This window comes from Streptomyces sp. NPDC127084 (genome assembly GCF_042724175.1).
Lineage (GTDB): Bacteria > Actinomycetota > Actinomycetes > Streptomycetales > Streptomycetaceae > Streptomyces.
The window spans coordinates 1-15,641 of record NZ_JBHXFA010000156.1; the positions used below are offsets into that span (position 1 = coordinate 1).

A 15,641-nucleotide genomic window follows, 5' to 3' on the forward strand; every position below is an offset into this window, starting at 1 on the left:
CGTGTGTCCCGGGGTACTCCGGTGATCACGGTGAAGCCGAACTCGGCTCCGGTCGAGGCGGCCCCGGCCGCGGGCGCGGTCGAGGCGCTGGCGGTTGCGTTCGGTGAGCAGGCGACGGGTACGAAGGTCGTGGCGCGTACGGCGCGGGAGTCCACGGGCCGTCCGGAGCTGACCGAGGCCGCGATCGTGGTCTCGGGTGGGCGCGGTGTCAACGGCGCGGAGAACTTCGCGGTCATCGAGGCGCTGGCGGACGCGCTCGGCGCGGCGGTGGGTGCCTCGCGTGCCGCGGTGGACGCGGGCTGGTACCCGCACTCCAACCAGGTCGGCCAGACCGGTAAGAGCGTCTCCCCGCAGCTGTACATCGCCTCGGGTATCTCCGGCGCGATCCAGCACCGGGCCGGTATGCAGACCTCGAAGACCATCGTGGCCGTCAACAAGGACGCCGAGGCCCCGATCTTCGACCTGGTCGACTACGGCATCGTCGGCGACCTCTTCGACGTCGTCCCCCAGCTCACCGAGGAGATCAACACCCGCAAGGGCTGATCCCCAGTCATCGGGCGGACGGAGTCCGGGACGGTTCGACCGGTCCCGGCCCGTCCGCCCCGGTGTTCCCGGTGCCGTGGGCGCTGTCCTGGGCGAGGAACTCCACCACAGCCATGGCCAGCAGCAACACCAGCGCGATGGCGATGACGACCCAGCCCGTGGGATAGCTCCACAGGATGAACACCAGCAGCGCCACCGCCACCAGCACCCAGGTGATCCAGGCCCGGTAGCGCCGCACGAACGGGCCGACCGGTCCGGTGCGCATGCCCCAGTGGTCGGCCGTCGAACGTACCGCGGCGATCCCCGAGACCCAGAGCTGCCGTACGAGGGTGGCGTAGCGGCCGGGACCGCTCAGCCAGGCGGCGAGCGCCACCACCACACCCAGTGCGACGGTCACCCGGACCATGGTGCGCAGATAGCGCGTCAGGGTGTCGTAGATCGTCCCGGCCGCGGGCTGCGAGACGCTGTCGGGCAGCGCGTTGAGATAGACCACCCGGAACACGGTGAGCGCGATGCCGAGCACCACCGCGGCGAAGGCGAGCCCCAGCGCGCCCGCGACCAGCGCCCGACGCCGGTGCCTGGACAGCAGCACACCGGCGATGACCAGCAGCACCGCGATGACCGGCAGCCAGACCCCGGCGATCTGGAGCAGCCGGAAGTAGGTCTTCACCCGGCCGATGTCATCGGAGCGGAGCACGGTGAAGTCGGTGTGCACCTCGGGGATCTTCGACGCGATCGTCAGACCGTCGTCCACGAGCCGCTGCTTGACCTTGTCGATCACCGGCCCGAGGTCGACGGTGACCGAGTTGTTGTGGATGGTCAGGGTGCTGTCCGAGCTGCCCGTCAGGGCTTTGACCAGGGCGGCGTGGGCGTCGCGGTTGGCGTTGATCCAGATCGTCCTGAAGGTGCCGGAGGCGAGGATCTCCTGGGTCTTGTCCTGGACGAAGCTGCGTACGGCGCCTTCCAGGGAGTTGCCCACCCGGCCGATGAGCTTGTCCAGCAGGGGCCGGTCCGCCGGGACGGCTTCCTCCAGCAGGGCGCTCAGGTCGATGTGCTCCATCACCACGTTGGTGACGCGGGTCGCCGCCGCCTGCTGGACGTCCGCGTCGGAGGCGAGCGGGGCGACGGTGGCCACATAGCGGTCGGTGTCACCGATCTCGTCCGCCGTCCACGCCGCGACGACGCCGAACGGCGCGAGCACACAGCCGAGCACGATGAGCAGCGCGGCGAAGAAGGACCTCACTCGGTGCCGGGGAGTCCGCTTCACCTGCTGGGATTCGAGAACCGCCACGCGCTCACGCAGGCTGTCCAGCGAGTCCGGCCCCGCCGGGCCGGGTCGCGGCTCTCCGCTGTACGGCTTTCCGCTGCCTGGAACTCCGTTGTCCGGCACGGCAGGACCTCCCGCTACGAATGGGTGGTCCCAGCAGAACCCGCCGGCGGGGTGCGCGCGAGCGCTGCGGGCCATACGGGTGTGGCCGCCGCTCCTCCGTAGCGCGCCGGCCGTGGCGCTACCCCCTGCGCGCGGTGCCAACCCCCCGCCGCCCCCGCCGCTTGCCGCGTCGGTGCGTTCAGCCCCGATAGGTCTCCAGCAGCCGCAGCCAGACCTCGCTGATGGTCGGGTAGGACGGTACGGCGTGCCACAGCCGGTCGATCGGTACCTCTCCCGCGACGGCGATCGTCGCCGAGTGCAGCAGTTCGCCCACACCGGGCCCGACGAAGGTGACCCCGAGCAGGACCTCCCGGTCCAGGTCGACGACCATCCGGGCACGGCCGCGGTAGGCGTCGAGGAACAGCCCGGCCCCGGCGACCGAGCCGAGGTCGTAGTCGACCGCTCGAACCCGGCGGCCGGATGCCTCCGCCTGAGCGAGGGTCAGACCGACGGAGGCCGCCTCGGGGTCGGTGAAGACGACCTGCGGTACGGCGTCATGGTCGGCGGTCGCGGAATGCGCGCCCCAGCGGTCGGTTTCGAGCAGCGGAACGTGCTGGGCCCGGGCGCCGATCGCGGCTCCGGCGATACGTCCCTGGTACTTGCCCTGATGGGTCAGCAGGGCACGGTGGTTGACGTCGCCGACGCCGTAGAGCCAGTCGGTGCCCTCGACCCGGCAGCTGTCGTCCACCCGCAGCCAGGAGCCCGGTTCGATGCCGACCGTGTCCAGGCCGATGTCCTCGGTGCGGGGAGCCCGTCCGGTGGCGAAGAGGACCTCGTCGGCGTCGATCAGTTCCCCGCCTTCGAGGATGACGGTGACGGGTCCGGCCCCTCCGTCACGACGCACGGCGGCCACGGACGCCCCGGTGCGTACGGTGGCACCGGCGTCGGTGAGCGCGTCCACGATGTAGCCGCTGACGAAGGGCTCCATGCGGGGCAGCACGCCCTCGCCCCGGACCAGCAGGGTGACCTGGGAACCGAGTGCCTGCCAGGCGGTGGCCATCTCCGTGCCGACGACTCCCCCGCCGACCACCACCAAGCGGCCCGGCGCGGCTTTGGCACTGGTGGCCTCGCGGCTGGTCCATGCCCTGGCGCCGGCCACCCCGGGCAGATCCGGCAGCACCGCCCTGGTGCCGGTGCTCACGGCGACGGCGTGCCGGGCGGTGAGCACATGGTGTTCGCCCTCGGGTCCGGTGACGACGACCTTCCGGGGACCGTGCAGCCTGCCGTGGCCGCGGTAGAGGCGGGCGCCGATCGAGTCGAGCCAGGCCACCTGGCCCTCGTCCTTCCAGTGCGAGGTGAACTCGTCGCGATGGGCGAGCACCGCCGCGGTGTCCAACGCGCCCCGGACCGTCTCGCGCACTCCCGGCACTCGCCGGGCGTCGGCGTGGGTGATCGCGGGCCTCAGCAGCGCCTTGCTCGGCATGCACGCCCAGTACGAGCACTCGCCACCGACCAGTTCGCTCTCCACGACCGCCGTACTCAGCCCCGCGGCTCTGGTCCGCTCCGCCACGTTCTCCCCCGTGGGCCCCCCGCCCAGCACCACCACGTCGTACTCCACGGCTTCGGTCATACGGACAAGTCTGTAGCCACGTGTGCGGCGTGGCCACATGGGCAGGTGGAATACCGCCCGCCCGGAACACGGTTGTGCTGGGCGTCCCCCCGACGGACATCAGGAAGAGGTTGGAAGACATGAGCACCCTCGAGCTCACCAAGGAAAACTTCGATCAGGTCGTATCCGGCAACGAATTCGTCCTGATCGACTTCTGGGCTTCCTGGTGTGGGCCGTGCCGCCAGTTCGCCCCCGTCTATGAGCAGGCCTCCGAGCGCCACTCCGATCTCGTCTTCGCGAAGGTGGACACGGAGGCGCAGCCGGAGCTGGCGGCGGCTTTCGAGATCCGCTCGATTCCTACGCTCATGATCATCCGGGACAATGTCGCCGTGTTCGCCCAGCCGGGAGCGCTGCCGGAGCCCGTGCTGGAGGATGTGATCGGCCAGGCACGGGGGCTGGACATGGACGAGGTACGCAAGTCCATCGCGGAAGCTCAGGATCCCCGGCAGGGCCACGACACCCAGGGCACCGAGCCGCAGGCTCAGTAGTCGCCGCGTCGGACAGCGGGACGGACGGGCCCGGGCCGCCCCGTGGGCGCGCCTGGGTCTCTCGTCCGGATCAGGCCGAGTCCGGCAGGGTCCGAACGAGAGGCCTGGCCCCGGGTCGCTCCGTATCCGCCCGTTCAGGTGGCCTTCGGATAGTCCGATACGAGCGCGGTGAGGCCGTAGTCCAGTTCCGCGCCGTCCACGAGCAGCGCCTCCACGGTGCGCGTCACCGGGTCGATATCGGCGACGACACCGTGGCCCGAGTAGCGCGGGTAGCCGGAGGCGCCGCTCTCGCCCGTGTACTCCACGGTCGCCGAACGCACCGCGCTGTCCTCCACCGCCGCACCGGAACGGTCCAGCACATGCGACGGCACCAGCAGGACCTGGAAGTGCCGCGGAAGGGTACTCATGCCTTGACGCTAGCGACGCACCGCCCGCCGCGCACGCTCACGTGGACTCACGGCGGATCGCTCGCGCACCCAGCAGATCGTGCCGCTCGGGAGCGCCGCCGGGATCTCGGACCACCCGGTCGACCAGCTCCGCCAGATGCTGTCCCGTGACCATGTCAAGCCGGACCGTACTGAGCCGTGGCCGCAGCAGCCGCCCCAGCAGCAGGTCGTCAGTGCCGATCACCGCGGTTTCGTCCGGAATGCCGATCCCGGCGTCCTGAAGAGCGCGCATCAGCAGCATGGCGTACTCGTCGTTGTAGGCGTACACACCGTCCAGGCCGAGTTCGCGCCAGCGCGCCGCCAGCGCGTCCGCGGCTGACTCGTCGTAGCCGAGCGGCAGGGGTGTGACCGTGGCGCCGAGCGGTTCGGCGGCCTGGCGCAGACCGGCCAGGCGGGGTTCACGGAAGAGTTCGAGCCCTGGCTCCTCGGGCATGATCATGCCGATGCGCCTGCGGCCTCGTTCCAGCAGGTGCCTCGCTGCCCTCACCCCCACCTCGCGCTGGTCCATGACCAGCGAGTGGGCTCCACGTACCTGCTGCGGGCCCAGCGTGATCACCGCTCGCGCCCCGGAGCGCTTGAGCACATCCACGCCCTGCGGGGTGAGTGCGACCTCTCCGAGCGACACCACCGCGACCGGCCGGAGTTCGGCCCAGGCCCTGGCGGCGGCGTCGCCGTCCAGGCCGAGGCTGCCGTACTGCACGACGGTGTAGTCCAGGCGCCGCAGCGCCCACTGGAGTTCGCTGATGAAGCGCCCGTCGAGCGGGCCGTGCGCCACGTGCGCCGTGGGCAGCAGCACGATGCGGGTGTGACCCGCGCGCAGGCTGCGGGCCGCCGCGTGCGGCACATAGCCCAGCTCCTCGGCTGCCTGGCGCACCCGTCGGCGGGTGGGCTCGCTGATGCGCACCGCCGAGGTGTTGTTGAGTACGTAGGAGACCGTGGCCCGCGAGACGCCGGCCAACCGCGCGACGTCGGCGCTGGTCGGTACGGCCCTCTTGGCCAGGAGGGAGCGTTCTGCCGGATGTCTGGGTGTCTGGGTCGTCGCCCTGGGTATCTGACTCATCGCTCTCGGGATAATTCCAGAGCGGACAGGCCCGGAAATCGGTGCTTGGCCAGAAGTATTCGCAGGGTCCCGGCCGTCGGCATCCTCGACCGGGGCGCGGCCCGCAGCCGCTCCCGCGGCCTCGCCGACCCGCCACAACCACGCTGTTCGCACCCATTTTCGCTGCGCGGAGCTACCGACCGATCACGCTCCGACGCCGGAACGCGCCGTTGCCGCCGTCGCATCCGCGCGTGGGCTTTCGGCGCGATCACGGCGGTTGCCTCCGGGTCCGCCGCCACCGGTACGGCCCCGGCGCACCCACAGCAGAGCGCCCGCCACCAGGAGCAGGGCGCCCGGAAGCCAGCGGAGGGGCCCCTGCGGCAGGGCCGCCGCGACCAGACCGATCGACGCGCCCAGCGCCTGCAACGCGAGGGACTGAACGGACAGTGCGGTGGCCCGGTGGGCGCTGCCGACGCGGCTGTGCAGCAGTTCGTTCCCGTTGGGCCCGGTGGAACCGAGGGCGAGATAGACCAGTGCGTAGCCGACCGCGAGGAGCACCAGCGCCCAGGTCCCCGACCAGGCGGCGGATGCGGTGAGGAGGAGCAGGCCCGCGGCCATCGCACCGAGTCCGACGAGCACCGCGCGCTCGGCACCCCCCGCCAGCCGGGCCGTGAAGGGCGCGAGGTGACTACCGACGGCCGTGCAGGCGAATCCCCCGCAGGCCAAGCCCGCGAAGACCACCGCCCCGGATTCCGGTGCGCCGGTCAGTGCCGCGGTTCGGCCGGGCATGAGCAGTTCGATGGTGCCCAGCGCGGCGCCGATCGCACAGGTGGTGAGCAGCAGCCTGCGGATCAGCCCGTCGCTCGCGCCCAGGCGCAGACCGCCGAGCACCGTCGCCGGGACGCCCGCGACGACCCCGCGCAGTGTGGCGGGGGGCCGGGCCGGCTCGGGCAGCCGGGTCAGCACATAAGCCACGAAGACGAGGACCACGGCCCCGCCGAGCAGCCCGGGCACGGAGAGCGGGAGCACGACCCCGGAGGTGGCTGCGGCCAGCCGCGCCCCCAGGCCCGGACCGAGGCCCAGCAGCCAGGGCAGCGCCCCTCCGATGAGGGTGCCGGCGGCCAGCGCCGCCGCGGACGCGGTGCCCGCGCGTGCGAGCCCGGTACGCAGTTCGGTGTCGGCGCCGGAGTGCGCGTGCACGGTGTCGACGTACCACGCCTCGGCCGGCCCGCTGGACAGGGCACGCCCCGCGCCCAGGAGGAACATCGCGGCAGTGAGTACCCAGGCGGCGGTGCCGAGGGCGAACAGTACGAGAGCGGCCAGGTTGAGCACACCTGCCACCGCCAGCACAGGACGGCGGCCGACGACATCACTGAGCCCGCCCGTGGGGAGTTCCAGCACGGCCACCGTCAACGAGTGCACGGCGAACAGTCCGGCGATGACGGCGACGCTGAAGCCGCGCGCGGTGGGCAGCAGGACGAGCGCCGGCAGGTAGAGACCCACTGGCAGCCAGAAGAGGAAGGTGACGACGGCGAAGCGGCGCCGGGCGGTGCGCGGGTCGAGGTGCGGGGTCACCACACCTCCCCTTCCGTCCCGGTGCCGTACGCGTCCGGCCCGTCGGTCCCGTCGGACAGGCCGGTCCCGTCGGACAGGCCGGATCCGTCGGACAGGCCGGATCCGTCGGACGGGGCGGGCGGGGCGGATCCGTCGGGTTCGGGGCTTCCGCGAAGAGCCCCGGCGGAAGCGGAGCCCTGCCCGGCGAGCGGCAGCCCGGCCCAGAACACCGCGACCTGCTCGGCACGCGGGTCGCCCTCGTCCCGCACCGCCAGCGCGCGCACCGCACGCCCGAACGACTCCCACAACTCCGTCAGCGACTCGGGCGTGAGGCGGTACAGCAGATCGGTCATGCCCGCGGGCTCAGCCCATTCCGCCCCGAGACGCCCGGCCGCGACGTCCTCGTCGTACTGGGTGAAGGCCCCCTCCAGATGAACCAGCTGGGCCCGGCGGCTCGCGGAGACAAAGGTCCGCGTCTCGTCGGTGGCGGCCATGGCTTCGTTGCTCCAGGACGTCAGCTCGTGGACGGCACGCCAGCGGCGCTCGCGTCCGTCCCGGTGCGCGGCCTCGGCGATGAAGGCGTACTTGGCCAGTACACGGAGGTGGTAGCTGGTCGAAGCGGACGACTCTCCGGTGCGGACACCGAGTTCGCTGGCGGTCGCGGGGCCGTACTGCCGCAGCAGCCCCAGCAGTCGGATGCGCAGGGGGTGGGTCAGTGCCTTCACGGCCGCCGCATCACGCTCCGGGTCGAGGATGCGTTCGCGCTGTTCGCTGGACATGGCGGCAGCGTAGGCCGATCGCAGCACTTTCCAAAATACTTTTTGCAGAATTTCTTTGGCAAAGCTGAGTGCGGACGGCGGCCCACCGGTGTGCGAGCCCCCTCAGGAGGGGGTCCGGCCCGCCGCCGGGTCCGGGGCCCCGGGGAACACCGCCCTGAACGCCGCCAGGGTCCGCTGCCCGGCGCTGCGGTCCAGCACCGCGTACACGGTCTCCTCGAAGTGCCCGGAGAACCGGCCGCCGTCCCGGAGCAGGCTGTGGAAGGCCCCCGCCACCTGGGCCGGGTCGTTGCGGAACACCCCGCATCCCCAGGCTCCGAGCACCAGTCGCCGGTAGCCCGCCACCGCGGCCGTCTCCAGGACGCGCTCGGCGCGGGACGCCAGCACGGCAGGTATGCGAACGGCTTCACCGGGCATACGGCTGAGGATCACACCGGCGTTCGGAGCGGGTGAGGTGAGGAAGCCCACTGTGTACGGCCGGTCCAGCAGCCGGCCGCGTTCGTCGCGGAACACCGGGACCCCGGGCGAGTGGATCACCCGGTCGGAGTAGAAGGGACTGGGGTCCGCGCGATGGTGGACATAGAACTCCGGGACCCGCAGCAGCGTGGTGTGGAGCGCGGAGGCCCGGCAGAGGGCTTCCTCCTGGGCCTGGGCCCCGTTGAGGAAGCCTCCACCGGGATTGCGGGCCGAGGCGAAGTTGAGCACCGCCACCGGGCCTGGCGCCCGTGCGGTGAGGCGGCGGGCAGCGTCCAGGCTGCTCTCTCCGGTGACCTCGCATACGCTGGAACGGTCCGTGTCGGGCACCACCGGCACGGGTCCGGGCCCGTACATCCGAGTTCCTTCGACAGCCGCGGACAGCTCTCCGCCGATCGTCACCCACTGGCCGCCCGGCGCCCGGTAGCGACCTGCTCCGACGATCTCCTGGGTCTGTTTCGCGATCCCCCGCAGACGTGCACTCATGCCCGGAATCCTCAGTGATCCCCCAGGGCGCCGACAAACCAATTACGGCCCTCTTACCGCGCACTCGATCAGTCATGCGCGGTCGGTCGGCCGTGAACTGTGGTGAACGGAGCGCTTGTGACAGGAGGATTCATGGCCGCACGCGATGCCGGGGGCGGCGAACCGCTGCCCAGCGTGGACGCCGCCGAAGAGCTGCTGCGCTGCATCTGCTTCAAGACCGGCCCGCCCCGCACGGTCGGTATCGAGCTCGAATGGCTCGTACCCGATCCGCAGCAGCCCGACCGGCCCGTCGCGCCATCGCGGCTGGAGCACGCGTACGCGGCCGTGCGGGAGCTCCCACTCCGCTCGGCGCTGACCTTCGAACCCGGTGGGCAGTTGGAGCTCAGCTCGCAGCCCGCCCCGTCGCTGATGGAGTGCGTCGACTCCGTGGCGGCCGATCTCGACGCCGTACGCACGGCTCTGCGGGCGCACGGGCTCACCCTCAGCGGCCACGGCCACGACCCGTGGAATCCCCCGCGCAGACTCCTGCGGGCGCCGCGCTATGACGCGATGGAGAAACACCTCGACCGGACCGGACCCGCCGGGCGTTCGATGATGTGTTCATCCGCGTCCGTCCAGGTGTGCCTGGACGCGGGCTTCGAGGAACCCGGGCCGCTCGGCCTCGGCAGGCGCTGGCAGTCGGCACATCTTCTCGGTGCGGTCCTGGTCGCCGCGTTCGCCAACTCCCCCGCCGGGAAGGGCCGCCTGACCGGCCTGCGGTCCACCCGCCAGGCGCTGTGGGCGGACCTGGACCCGCGGCGTGCGCTCGCGCCCGAGCCCGGCGCACCACCCCGCAGGGCGTGGGCGGCGCATGTGCTGGACACACCGGTGATGTGCGTCAGGACTCCAGAAGGGCCCTGGGTGGCCCCCGATGAACTGACCTTCCGGCAGTGGATACGGACCGGGAAGCCGCGTCCCCCCACGCGGGAGGATCTCGAGTATCACATGACCACGCTCTTTCCCCCGGTGCGCCCCCGCGGCCATCTCGAACTGCGCATGATCGACGCGCAACCGGGCGAGAACGGCTGGCAGGTACCGGTCGCGGTCACCACCGCGCTGTTCGACGACCCCGAGGCCGCGGAGACCGCGTACCGCACGGTCAAGCCGCTCGCCGAGATCGCGGGTCCGCTGCCCGCGCCGCGCAACCCCCTGTGGGCCGCCGCCGCCCGCGACGGGCTCACCGACCCCGAACTGCACACCGCCGCCGTCAGCTGCTTCACCGCCGCGCTGGAGGCACTGCCCAGGCTGGGCGCGTCCCCCGCCGTACACGACGCGGTCGCTGCGTACTTCGACCGCTATGTGCTGCCCGGCCGCTGCCCGGCCGACGATTTCGCGTTCCACGGCGCCGAGCAGCAGGAAATGCCCCCCAGCAAGGAGTTCCGCTCATGAACGAGTCCTCGGTGGCGACCGACGAGGAGTTGCTCAGGCAGCACGCCCTGGACGCGCTGACCGCCGCACGGGCCCGCACCGCCCTCCTCACCGGCTGCGTGGACGAGCGTGAGCTCACCGCACAGCACTCGCCGTTGATGTCCCCGCTGGTCTGGGACCTGGCACATGTCGGCAATCAGGAGGAGCAGTGGCTGCTGCGGGCCGTCGCCGGGTTCGAGGCGATCCGCCCGGACATCGACCCGGTGTACGACGCCTTCGAGCACCCACGTGCCGAACGGCCCTCACTGCCGCTGCTCTCCCCCGCCGAATCCCGTGCCTACGCGTCCGAAATACGGGACCGGGTGCTCGACGTCCTGGAGAAGCATCCGCTGCGCGGCGGGCCACTGGTGGACGCCGGATTCGCGTTCGGCATGATCGCCCAGCACGAACAGCAGCACGACGAAACCATGCTGATCACCCATCAGCTCCGGTCCGGGCCCGCCGCCCTGGACGCGCCCGAGCCACCCCGCGGCGGAATGGCCGGGCTGCCGACCGAAGTGCTGGTCCCGGCGGGCCGGTTCACCATGGGCACCTCCACGGAACCCTGGGCACTGGACAACGAACGGCCCGCCCACCCGCGCGAACTCCCGGCGTACTTCCTCGACACCGCCCCGGTCACCAACAGCGCCTTCCAGGATTTCATCGACGCCGGTGGCTACACCGACGAGCGGTGGTGGGCGGACGAGGGCTGGGCCCAGATCCGCGAGCACGGCATCGAGGCTCCGCTGTTCTGGCGGCGCGAGGGCGGTCAGTGGCTGCGGCGCAGGTTCGGGGTGACCGAACCGGTGCCGCCCGACGAGCCGGTACTGCACGTCAGCTGGTACGAGGCGGACGCGTACGCCCGATGGGCCGGGCGGCGGCTGCCGACGGAGGCCGAGTGGGAGAAGGCGGCTCGGCACGACCCCGTGTCCGGACGCTCCCGGCGCTATCCCTGGGGCGACGCCGACCCGGCACCCGACCGGGCCAATCTCGGTCAGCGCCACCTGCGTCCCGCCCCGGCGGGGGCGTATCCGGAAGGCGCGTCGCCACTCGGCGTCCGGCAGCTCATAGGCGATGTCTGGGAGTGGACGGCGAGCGACTTCCTCCCCTACCCAGGGTTCACGGCGTTCCCGTACCGGGAGTACTCGGAGGTGTTCTTCGGCGGCAACCACAAGGTGCTGCGGGGCGGCTCGTTCGCCGTGGACCCGGTGGCCTGCCGCGGCACGTTCCGCAACTGGGACCTCCCGGTGCGCCGGCAGATCTTCGCCGGTTTCCGCACGGCGCGGGACGCCTGATGTGCCGCCATATCGCCTTCCTCGGTCCCGAGGCGGCGCTCGGCGAGCTGCTGGTCGCGCCGCCGCACGGGCTGCTGCGGCAGTCCTGGGCGCCGCGCCGCCAGCGGTACGGGACGGTCAACGCGGACGGCTTCGGGGTCGGCTGGTACGCGGCGGGTGACCCGGTACCGGCCCGCTACCGCCGCGCCGGTCCGGTGTGGGGCGACCAGTCCTTCGCCGATCTGGCGCGGGTGGTGCGCGCCGGGGCGCTGCTCGCGGCGGTCAGGGACGCGACGGAGCCGGGCGCGGACGGGGAAGCCGCGGCGGCGCCGTACACCGCCGGGCCCTGGCTGTTCAGTCACAACGGCGCCGTCGCGGGCTGGCCGCGTTCGGTCGCGTCGCAGGCCGCGGCGCTGCCCGCGGACGAACTGCTCTCGCTGGAGGCGCGTTGTGACTCGGCACTGCTCTGGGCGCTGGTGCTGCGCCGACTGCGCGACGGGGACGGCCTAGGCGAGTCCTCGGCGGAGACCGTGCTGGAGGTCGCACGGGCGGCCCCCGGATCACGGCTGAATCTGCTGCTCACGGACGGGGCGGCGATCGCGGCGACCGCCTGGGGCGACACGCTCTGGTATCTCGCGGAACCGGAACGCCCCGGGATCCCCCGCTCCACCGGCGGCCGGGTGGTCGTGGCGTCCGAGCCGTATGACGACGATCCCCACTGGTGCGAGGTGCCCGACCGCACCCTGCTGGTCGCCACTCGCACCGATGTCCTGCTGACCCCGCTGAAGGAGCCATCCGCGTGAGCCCGTTCCAGCTGACCCGCACCCTGCCCGACGACGCGGCCGGCGCCGCTCTGCGCGCCGACGTGCTGCACGGGCTGACCCACACCCCCAAGGAACTGCCGCCCAAGTGGTTCTACGACGCACGCGGCAGCGAGCTGTTCGAGGACATCACCCGGCTGCCCGAGTACTACCCGACCCGGGCCGAGCGGGAGATCCTCGTCGACCGCGCGGCCGAGATCGCGGCGGTGACCGGCGCCCGCACCCTGGTGGAGCTGGGCTCCGGCTCGTCGGAGAAGACCCGGCATCTACTGGGCGCGCTGACGGGGCTGCGCAGTTACGTGCCGGTCGATGTGAGCGAGAGCGCGCTGAAGGGCGCGGCCACAGCGCTGCTCGGTGACCATCCGTCGCTGGACATCCAGGCGATGACCGCGGACTTCACCCGGGCACTGGAGCTGCCCGAGACTCCGGGGCCACGGCTGGTCGCGTTCCTCGGCGGCACCATCGGCAACCTGCTGCCGGGTGAACGCCAGACCTTCCTTCGCGCGGTTCGGGCGATGCTGGCGCCTGGGGACGCGCTGCTGCTCGGTACGGACCTGGTGAAGGAGGAGGAGGTGCTGGTCGCGGCGTACGACGACGCGGCCGGGGTGACCGCCGAGTTCAACCGGAACGTCCTGGCGGTCATCGACCGCGAGCTCGGGGCCGACTTCGATCCCGGCACGTTCGCCCATGTGGCTTTGTGGAACAGGGAGAAGGAGTGGATCGAGATGCGGCTGCGGGCCCGGCGGGCGCTCAAGGTGACGATCCGGGACCTCGATCTGGTGGTGCCCTTCGAGGCCGGAGAGGAGATCCGCACCGAGGTGTCCGCCAAGTTCCGTCAGGAAGGTGTGCGCACCGAACTGGCGGATGCCGGGATGAAGTTGTCGTGGTGGTGGACGGACTCGGCGGAGAGGTTCGCACTGTCGCTGTCCACGGCGGTGTGAGCGGAGGAGCCGGTGGCCGGGACGGAGGAGATTCGGGCCGTACCGGGGTCGCTCCCGGTGCCGGCCCCGCTCCCGGTGTGAACCTGGCCGGTCGCCGTGCCGTCGGCTGTCACGGCGGCGTGGGCCGCCCGGGCCAGTGTGCGGCGATCGGTGTGGCGGTCCGCCGGGATCGGGGGCAGGACCCTGATCTCGGCGGTCAGCCCGCGTGCCGCGGCGACCCTCCACAACGACGCCATGAGCGGGTCGTCGCCCACGAACGCGGCGGCACCGGTGGGCCGGTAGCTGATGCGTACCGGCTGTACGGTGACGCCCGCGTCAAGCGCGGACTGGAAAGCTGCGTTGCGGAAGCGCCCCTGGGCACGACCGCACCAGGTCGAGCCCTCGGGGAACACGACCACGCGCGCCCCGCCCCTGAGTGCGTCCGCCATGGTCCCGACCAGACGGGGCAGGGCTCGCAGCCGGTCCCGGTCCACGAACAGCGTGCCGCCGAACCGGGCGAGCGGACCCAGCACGGGCCAGCGCCGTACCTCTTCCTTGGCGAGCATCCGCCCGGGCAGCACGGTGGCGACGAGGGGGATGTCCAGCCAGGAGACGTGGTTGGGGACGACGAGCGTGCCGGAGCGCCGCGCGGACCGGCCGGGGCCGGTCGGCGACTCGGTGGCCGGTGCGGAACGGGGGCCCGGGATCAGTCCGGATACGGCCAGCGGCGCCCGGCCTGGCCCGGCGTACTCGGCCGGGCCGACGACCCGGACCCGTACGCCGAAGGCCCTGGGTATCAGGCGGCACCACAGCCGGACCAGCCGGGCTCTGCCGTCCGGGCCGAGCGGGACCGCCACGGGGGACACGGCAATCCCCGCGAGCACGACCGCGACCCCCGCCAGCAGCCGGACGACCGCCCTGAGTCGGCCGACTGTCGGCCACCGGGGCGTGGCGCAACCGTCGGGGGTGCAGGGCGCGGTGGGGAGCCAGACGCTCATTTCACCGGCGCCAGCGAGAGGAAGTGCCGCAGGTAGCGCGGGTTGGTGCGGTGCAGCGACAGCAGTACGTACAGGTCGGCGACGTTGAAGTCGGGGTCGTGGGCGGGCGCGCCACACACCCAGGCGCCGAGCCGGAGATAGCCGCGCAGCAGCGGGGGCAGTTCGGTGCAGCCGGCGGGCCGGGAGACGCTGCCGGCGTTCCAGAGTTTGTGCGGGGTGACCCAGTACTCCTCGGGCGCGAGATGCCTGGTCTTGACGGTGTCCCAGGTCCCCGCGGCGAGTGCGCCGCCGTCGGCGAGCGGGATGGAGCAGCAACCGGACAGCCAGGTGTGGCCGGTGCGGGTCATATAGCGGGCGAGGCCGGCCCAGATGAGCGCGATGACGGCGCCGTTGCGGTGCGCGGGGTGGACGCAGGACCGGCCGACCTCGACCAGGTCAGCACGGATGGGAGCGAGCCGGGTGAGGTCGAACTCGGTCTCGGCGTAGAGCCGTCCGGCGATCCTCGCCCGATCGGGCGGCAGCACCCGGTAGGTGCCCACCACCTCGCCGGTCTCCTCATGCCGTACGAGGATGTGGTCGCAGTACGCGTCGAAGGCGTCGATGTCGAGCCCGGGCTCCGGGCCGTCGAGCCGGGCGCCCAGCTCTCCGGCGAACACCTGGTGCCGCAGCCGCTGCGCGGCGCGCACCTCCTCCTGGGTGCGCGCGATGGAGACCGTGTAGCGGGGCTCCGCGGACACGGCCGGGGCAGGGACGACCGGGGCGGGAACGACCGGGGCGGGAACGACCGGGGCGGGGACGACTGCGGGCGAAGCGGGCATGGCGGCTCTCCTCTGCCGTACGGATGCGCCGGACAGCGCCTGCGGCAGCCCGGCATCCGATTAATTCCGCGACCGGCTGGATTCGACGTGACGGTGGTGCGGAGCGCGGATGTGCGCCTTCTGAATGCCCGGCGACTCCGCCGCGGCGGTGCGCGTCTGTGCGCGGCGCCCGTTCGCGGGCGCGAGCTCCGAGGAGCGGACCGCCGACCGCTGGGGCACGGTGGAGGGGAACGTCGCCACGGCGCAACGGTGAGGACAGAGAGGACAGCCAGATGTCCCAGCACACCTATCGGGTCACCGAGATCGTCGGCACCTCGCACGAAGGGGTCGACCAGGCCATCCGCAACGGTATCTCCCGGGCCAAGCAGACCATCCGGGGCCTCGACTGGTTCGAGGTGACGCAGGTCCGCGGCCACATCGTGGACGGCGAGATCGAGCACTACCAGGTCGGCCTGAAGGTCGGGTTCCGTCTGGAGGACTGACGTAGAACGGCTGACCCTGCACCCGTTCGGCCCAACGC

At 72.1% G+C, this 15,641-nt stretch carries 16 protein-coding genes and 1 pseudogene; 8 read left to right on the forward strand and 9 right to left on the reverse strand.

Features of this window, described 5'->3' with window-relative positions; translation table 11 throughout:
* The coding region (locus ACFWI9_RS27885) for an electron transfer flavoprotein subunit alpha/FixB family protein (protein WP_387166125.1) at nt 1–543 on the forward strand (543 nt) is incomplete at its 5' end.
* A gap of 7 nt (nt 544–550) precedes the next feature.
* Here ACFWI9_RS27885 and ACFWI9_RS27890 read toward each other — a convergent pair.
* Together ACFWI9_RS27890 and ACFWI9_RS27895 are read right to left on the reverse strand one after the other, a co-directional pair.
* Nucleotides 551–2,008 (reverse strand): hypothetical protein, encoded by a 1,458-nt coding sequence (locus tag ACFWI9_RS27890; protein WP_387166127.1) that lies wholly within the window; start codon nt 2,006–2,008, stop codon nt 551–553.
* Nucleotides 2,009–2,114: 106 nt separating this feature from the next.
* Nucleotides 2,115–3,542, reverse strand: a pseudogene (locus ACFWI9_RS27895) (dihydrolipoyl dehydrogenase family protein); the annotation flags it as partial.
* Nucleotides 3,543–3,661: 119 nt separating this feature from the next.
* Here ACFWI9_RS27895 and trxA point away from each other — a divergent pair.
* Nucleotides 3,662–4,069, forward strand: coding sequence for a thioredoxin (trxA, locus tag ACFWI9_RS27900; protein ID WP_387166129.1), 408 nt, complete (start codon nt 3,662–3,664; stop codon nt 4,067–4,069).
* 134 nt (nt 4,070–4,203) lie between these two features.
* Here trxA and ACFWI9_RS27905 read toward each other — a convergent pair whose 3' ends face one another.
* The 5 genes from ACFWI9_RS27905 to ACFWI9_RS27925 all read right to left on the reverse strand — a co-directional run bounded on the left by ACFWI9_RS27905 (nt 4,204) and on the right by ACFWI9_RS27925 (nt 8,844).
* A complete protein-coding gene (locus tag ACFWI9_RS27905; protein WP_387166131.1) occupies nt 4,204–4,476 on the reverse strand; it encodes a hypothetical protein in 273 nt (90 codons plus the stop codon).
* Between the two features lie 37 nt (nt 4,477–4,513).
* Nucleotides 4,514–5,575, reverse strand: a complete 1,062-nt coding sequence (locus tag ACFWI9_RS27910) for a LacI family DNA-binding transcriptional regulator (RefSeq protein ID WP_387166133.1) — start codon at nt 5,573–5,575, stop codon at nt 4,514–4,516.
* 183 nt (nt 5,576–5,758) lie between these two features.
* A complete protein-coding gene (locus tag ACFWI9_RS27915) occupies nt 5,759–7,129 on the reverse strand; it encodes an MFS transporter (RefSeq protein ID WP_387166135.1) in 1,371 nt (456 codons plus the stop codon).
* Nucleotides 7,126–7,887 (reverse strand): helix-turn-helix domain-containing protein, encoded by a 762-nt coding sequence (locus ACFWI9_RS27920; protein WP_387166137.1) that lies wholly within the window; start codon nt 7,885–7,887, stop codon nt 7,126–7,128. Before ACFWI9_RS27920 ends, ACFWI9_RS27915 begins: the two co-directional genes overlap by 4 nt.
* Before the next feature lie 102 nt (nt 7,888–7,989).
* On the reverse strand, nt 7,990–8,844 hold the full coding sequence (locus ACFWI9_RS27925) for a TIGR02452 family protein (protein WP_387166139.1): 855 nt from the start codon (nt 8,842–8,844) through the stop codon (nt 7,990–7,992).
* A 132-nt stretch (nt 8,845–8,976) separates the two neighbouring features.
* On the opposite strand from ACFWI9_RS27925, the gene egtA reads away from it, so the two are divergent.
* The 4 genes from egtA to egtD are packed head-to-tail and all read left to right on the forward strand — an operon-like array spanning nt 8,977 to nt 13,326.
* Entirely contained in the window at nt 8,977–10,272 is a 1,296-nt protein-coding gene (egtA, locus tag ACFWI9_RS27930; RefSeq protein ID WP_387166141.1) for an ergothioneine biosynthesis glutamate--cysteine ligase EgtA, read from the forward strand.
* Nucleotides 10,269–11,585: an ergothioneine biosynthesis protein EgtB gene (egtB, locus tag ACFWI9_RS27935; protein WP_387166143.1), complete on the forward strand. Its 1,317-nt coding sequence runs from the start codon at nt 10,269–10,271 to the stop codon at nt 11,583–11,585. The genes egtA and egtB overlap by 4 nt, the downstream gene beginning before the upstream one ends.
* Entirely contained in the window at nt 11,585–12,367 is a 783-nt protein-coding gene (egtC, locus tag ACFWI9_RS27940; RefSeq protein ID WP_387166145.1) for an ergothioneine biosynthesis protein EgtC, read from the forward strand. The genes egtB and egtC overlap by 1 nt, the downstream gene beginning before the upstream one ends.
* A complete protein-coding gene (gene egtD, locus ACFWI9_RS27945) occupies nt 12,364–13,326 on the forward strand; it encodes an L-histidine N(alpha)-methyltransferase (RefSeq protein WP_387166147.1) in 963 nt (320 codons plus the stop codon). Before egtC ends, egtD begins: the two co-directional genes overlap by 4 nt.
* On the opposite strand, the gene ACFWI9_RS27950 is transcribed toward egtD, so the two are convergent.
* Both ACFWI9_RS27950 and ACFWI9_RS27955 read right to left on the reverse strand, forming a co-directional pair.
* Entirely contained in the window at nt 13,221–14,303 is a 1,083-nt protein-coding gene (locus ACFWI9_RS27950; protein WP_387166149.1) for a lysophospholipid acyltransferase family protein, read from the reverse strand. The genes egtD and ACFWI9_RS27950 overlap by 106 nt on opposite strands.
* Complete coding sequence (locus ACFWI9_RS27955) at nt 14,300–15,121, reverse strand: GNAT family N-acetyltransferase (protein ID WP_387166151.1); 822 nt, start codon at nt 15,119–15,121, stop codon at nt 14,300–14,302. Before ACFWI9_RS27955 ends, ACFWI9_RS27950 begins: the two co-directional genes overlap by 4 nt.
* 124 nt (nt 15,122–15,245) lie before the next feature.
* Between ACFWI9_RS27955 and ACFWI9_RS27960 the strand changes: the two genes are divergently transcribed.
* A complete protein-coding gene (locus tag ACFWI9_RS27960) occupies nt 15,246–15,374 on the forward strand; it encodes a hypothetical protein (RefSeq protein ID WP_387166153.1) in 129 nt (42 codons plus the stop codon).
* 19 nt (nt 15,375–15,393) lie between these two features.
* A complete protein-coding gene (locus ACFWI9_RS27965; RefSeq protein WP_338674236.1) occupies nt 15,394–15,603 on the forward strand; it encodes a dodecin in 210 nt (69 codons plus the stop codon).
* The last annotated feature ends 38 nt before the right edge of the window (nt 15,604–15,641 follow it).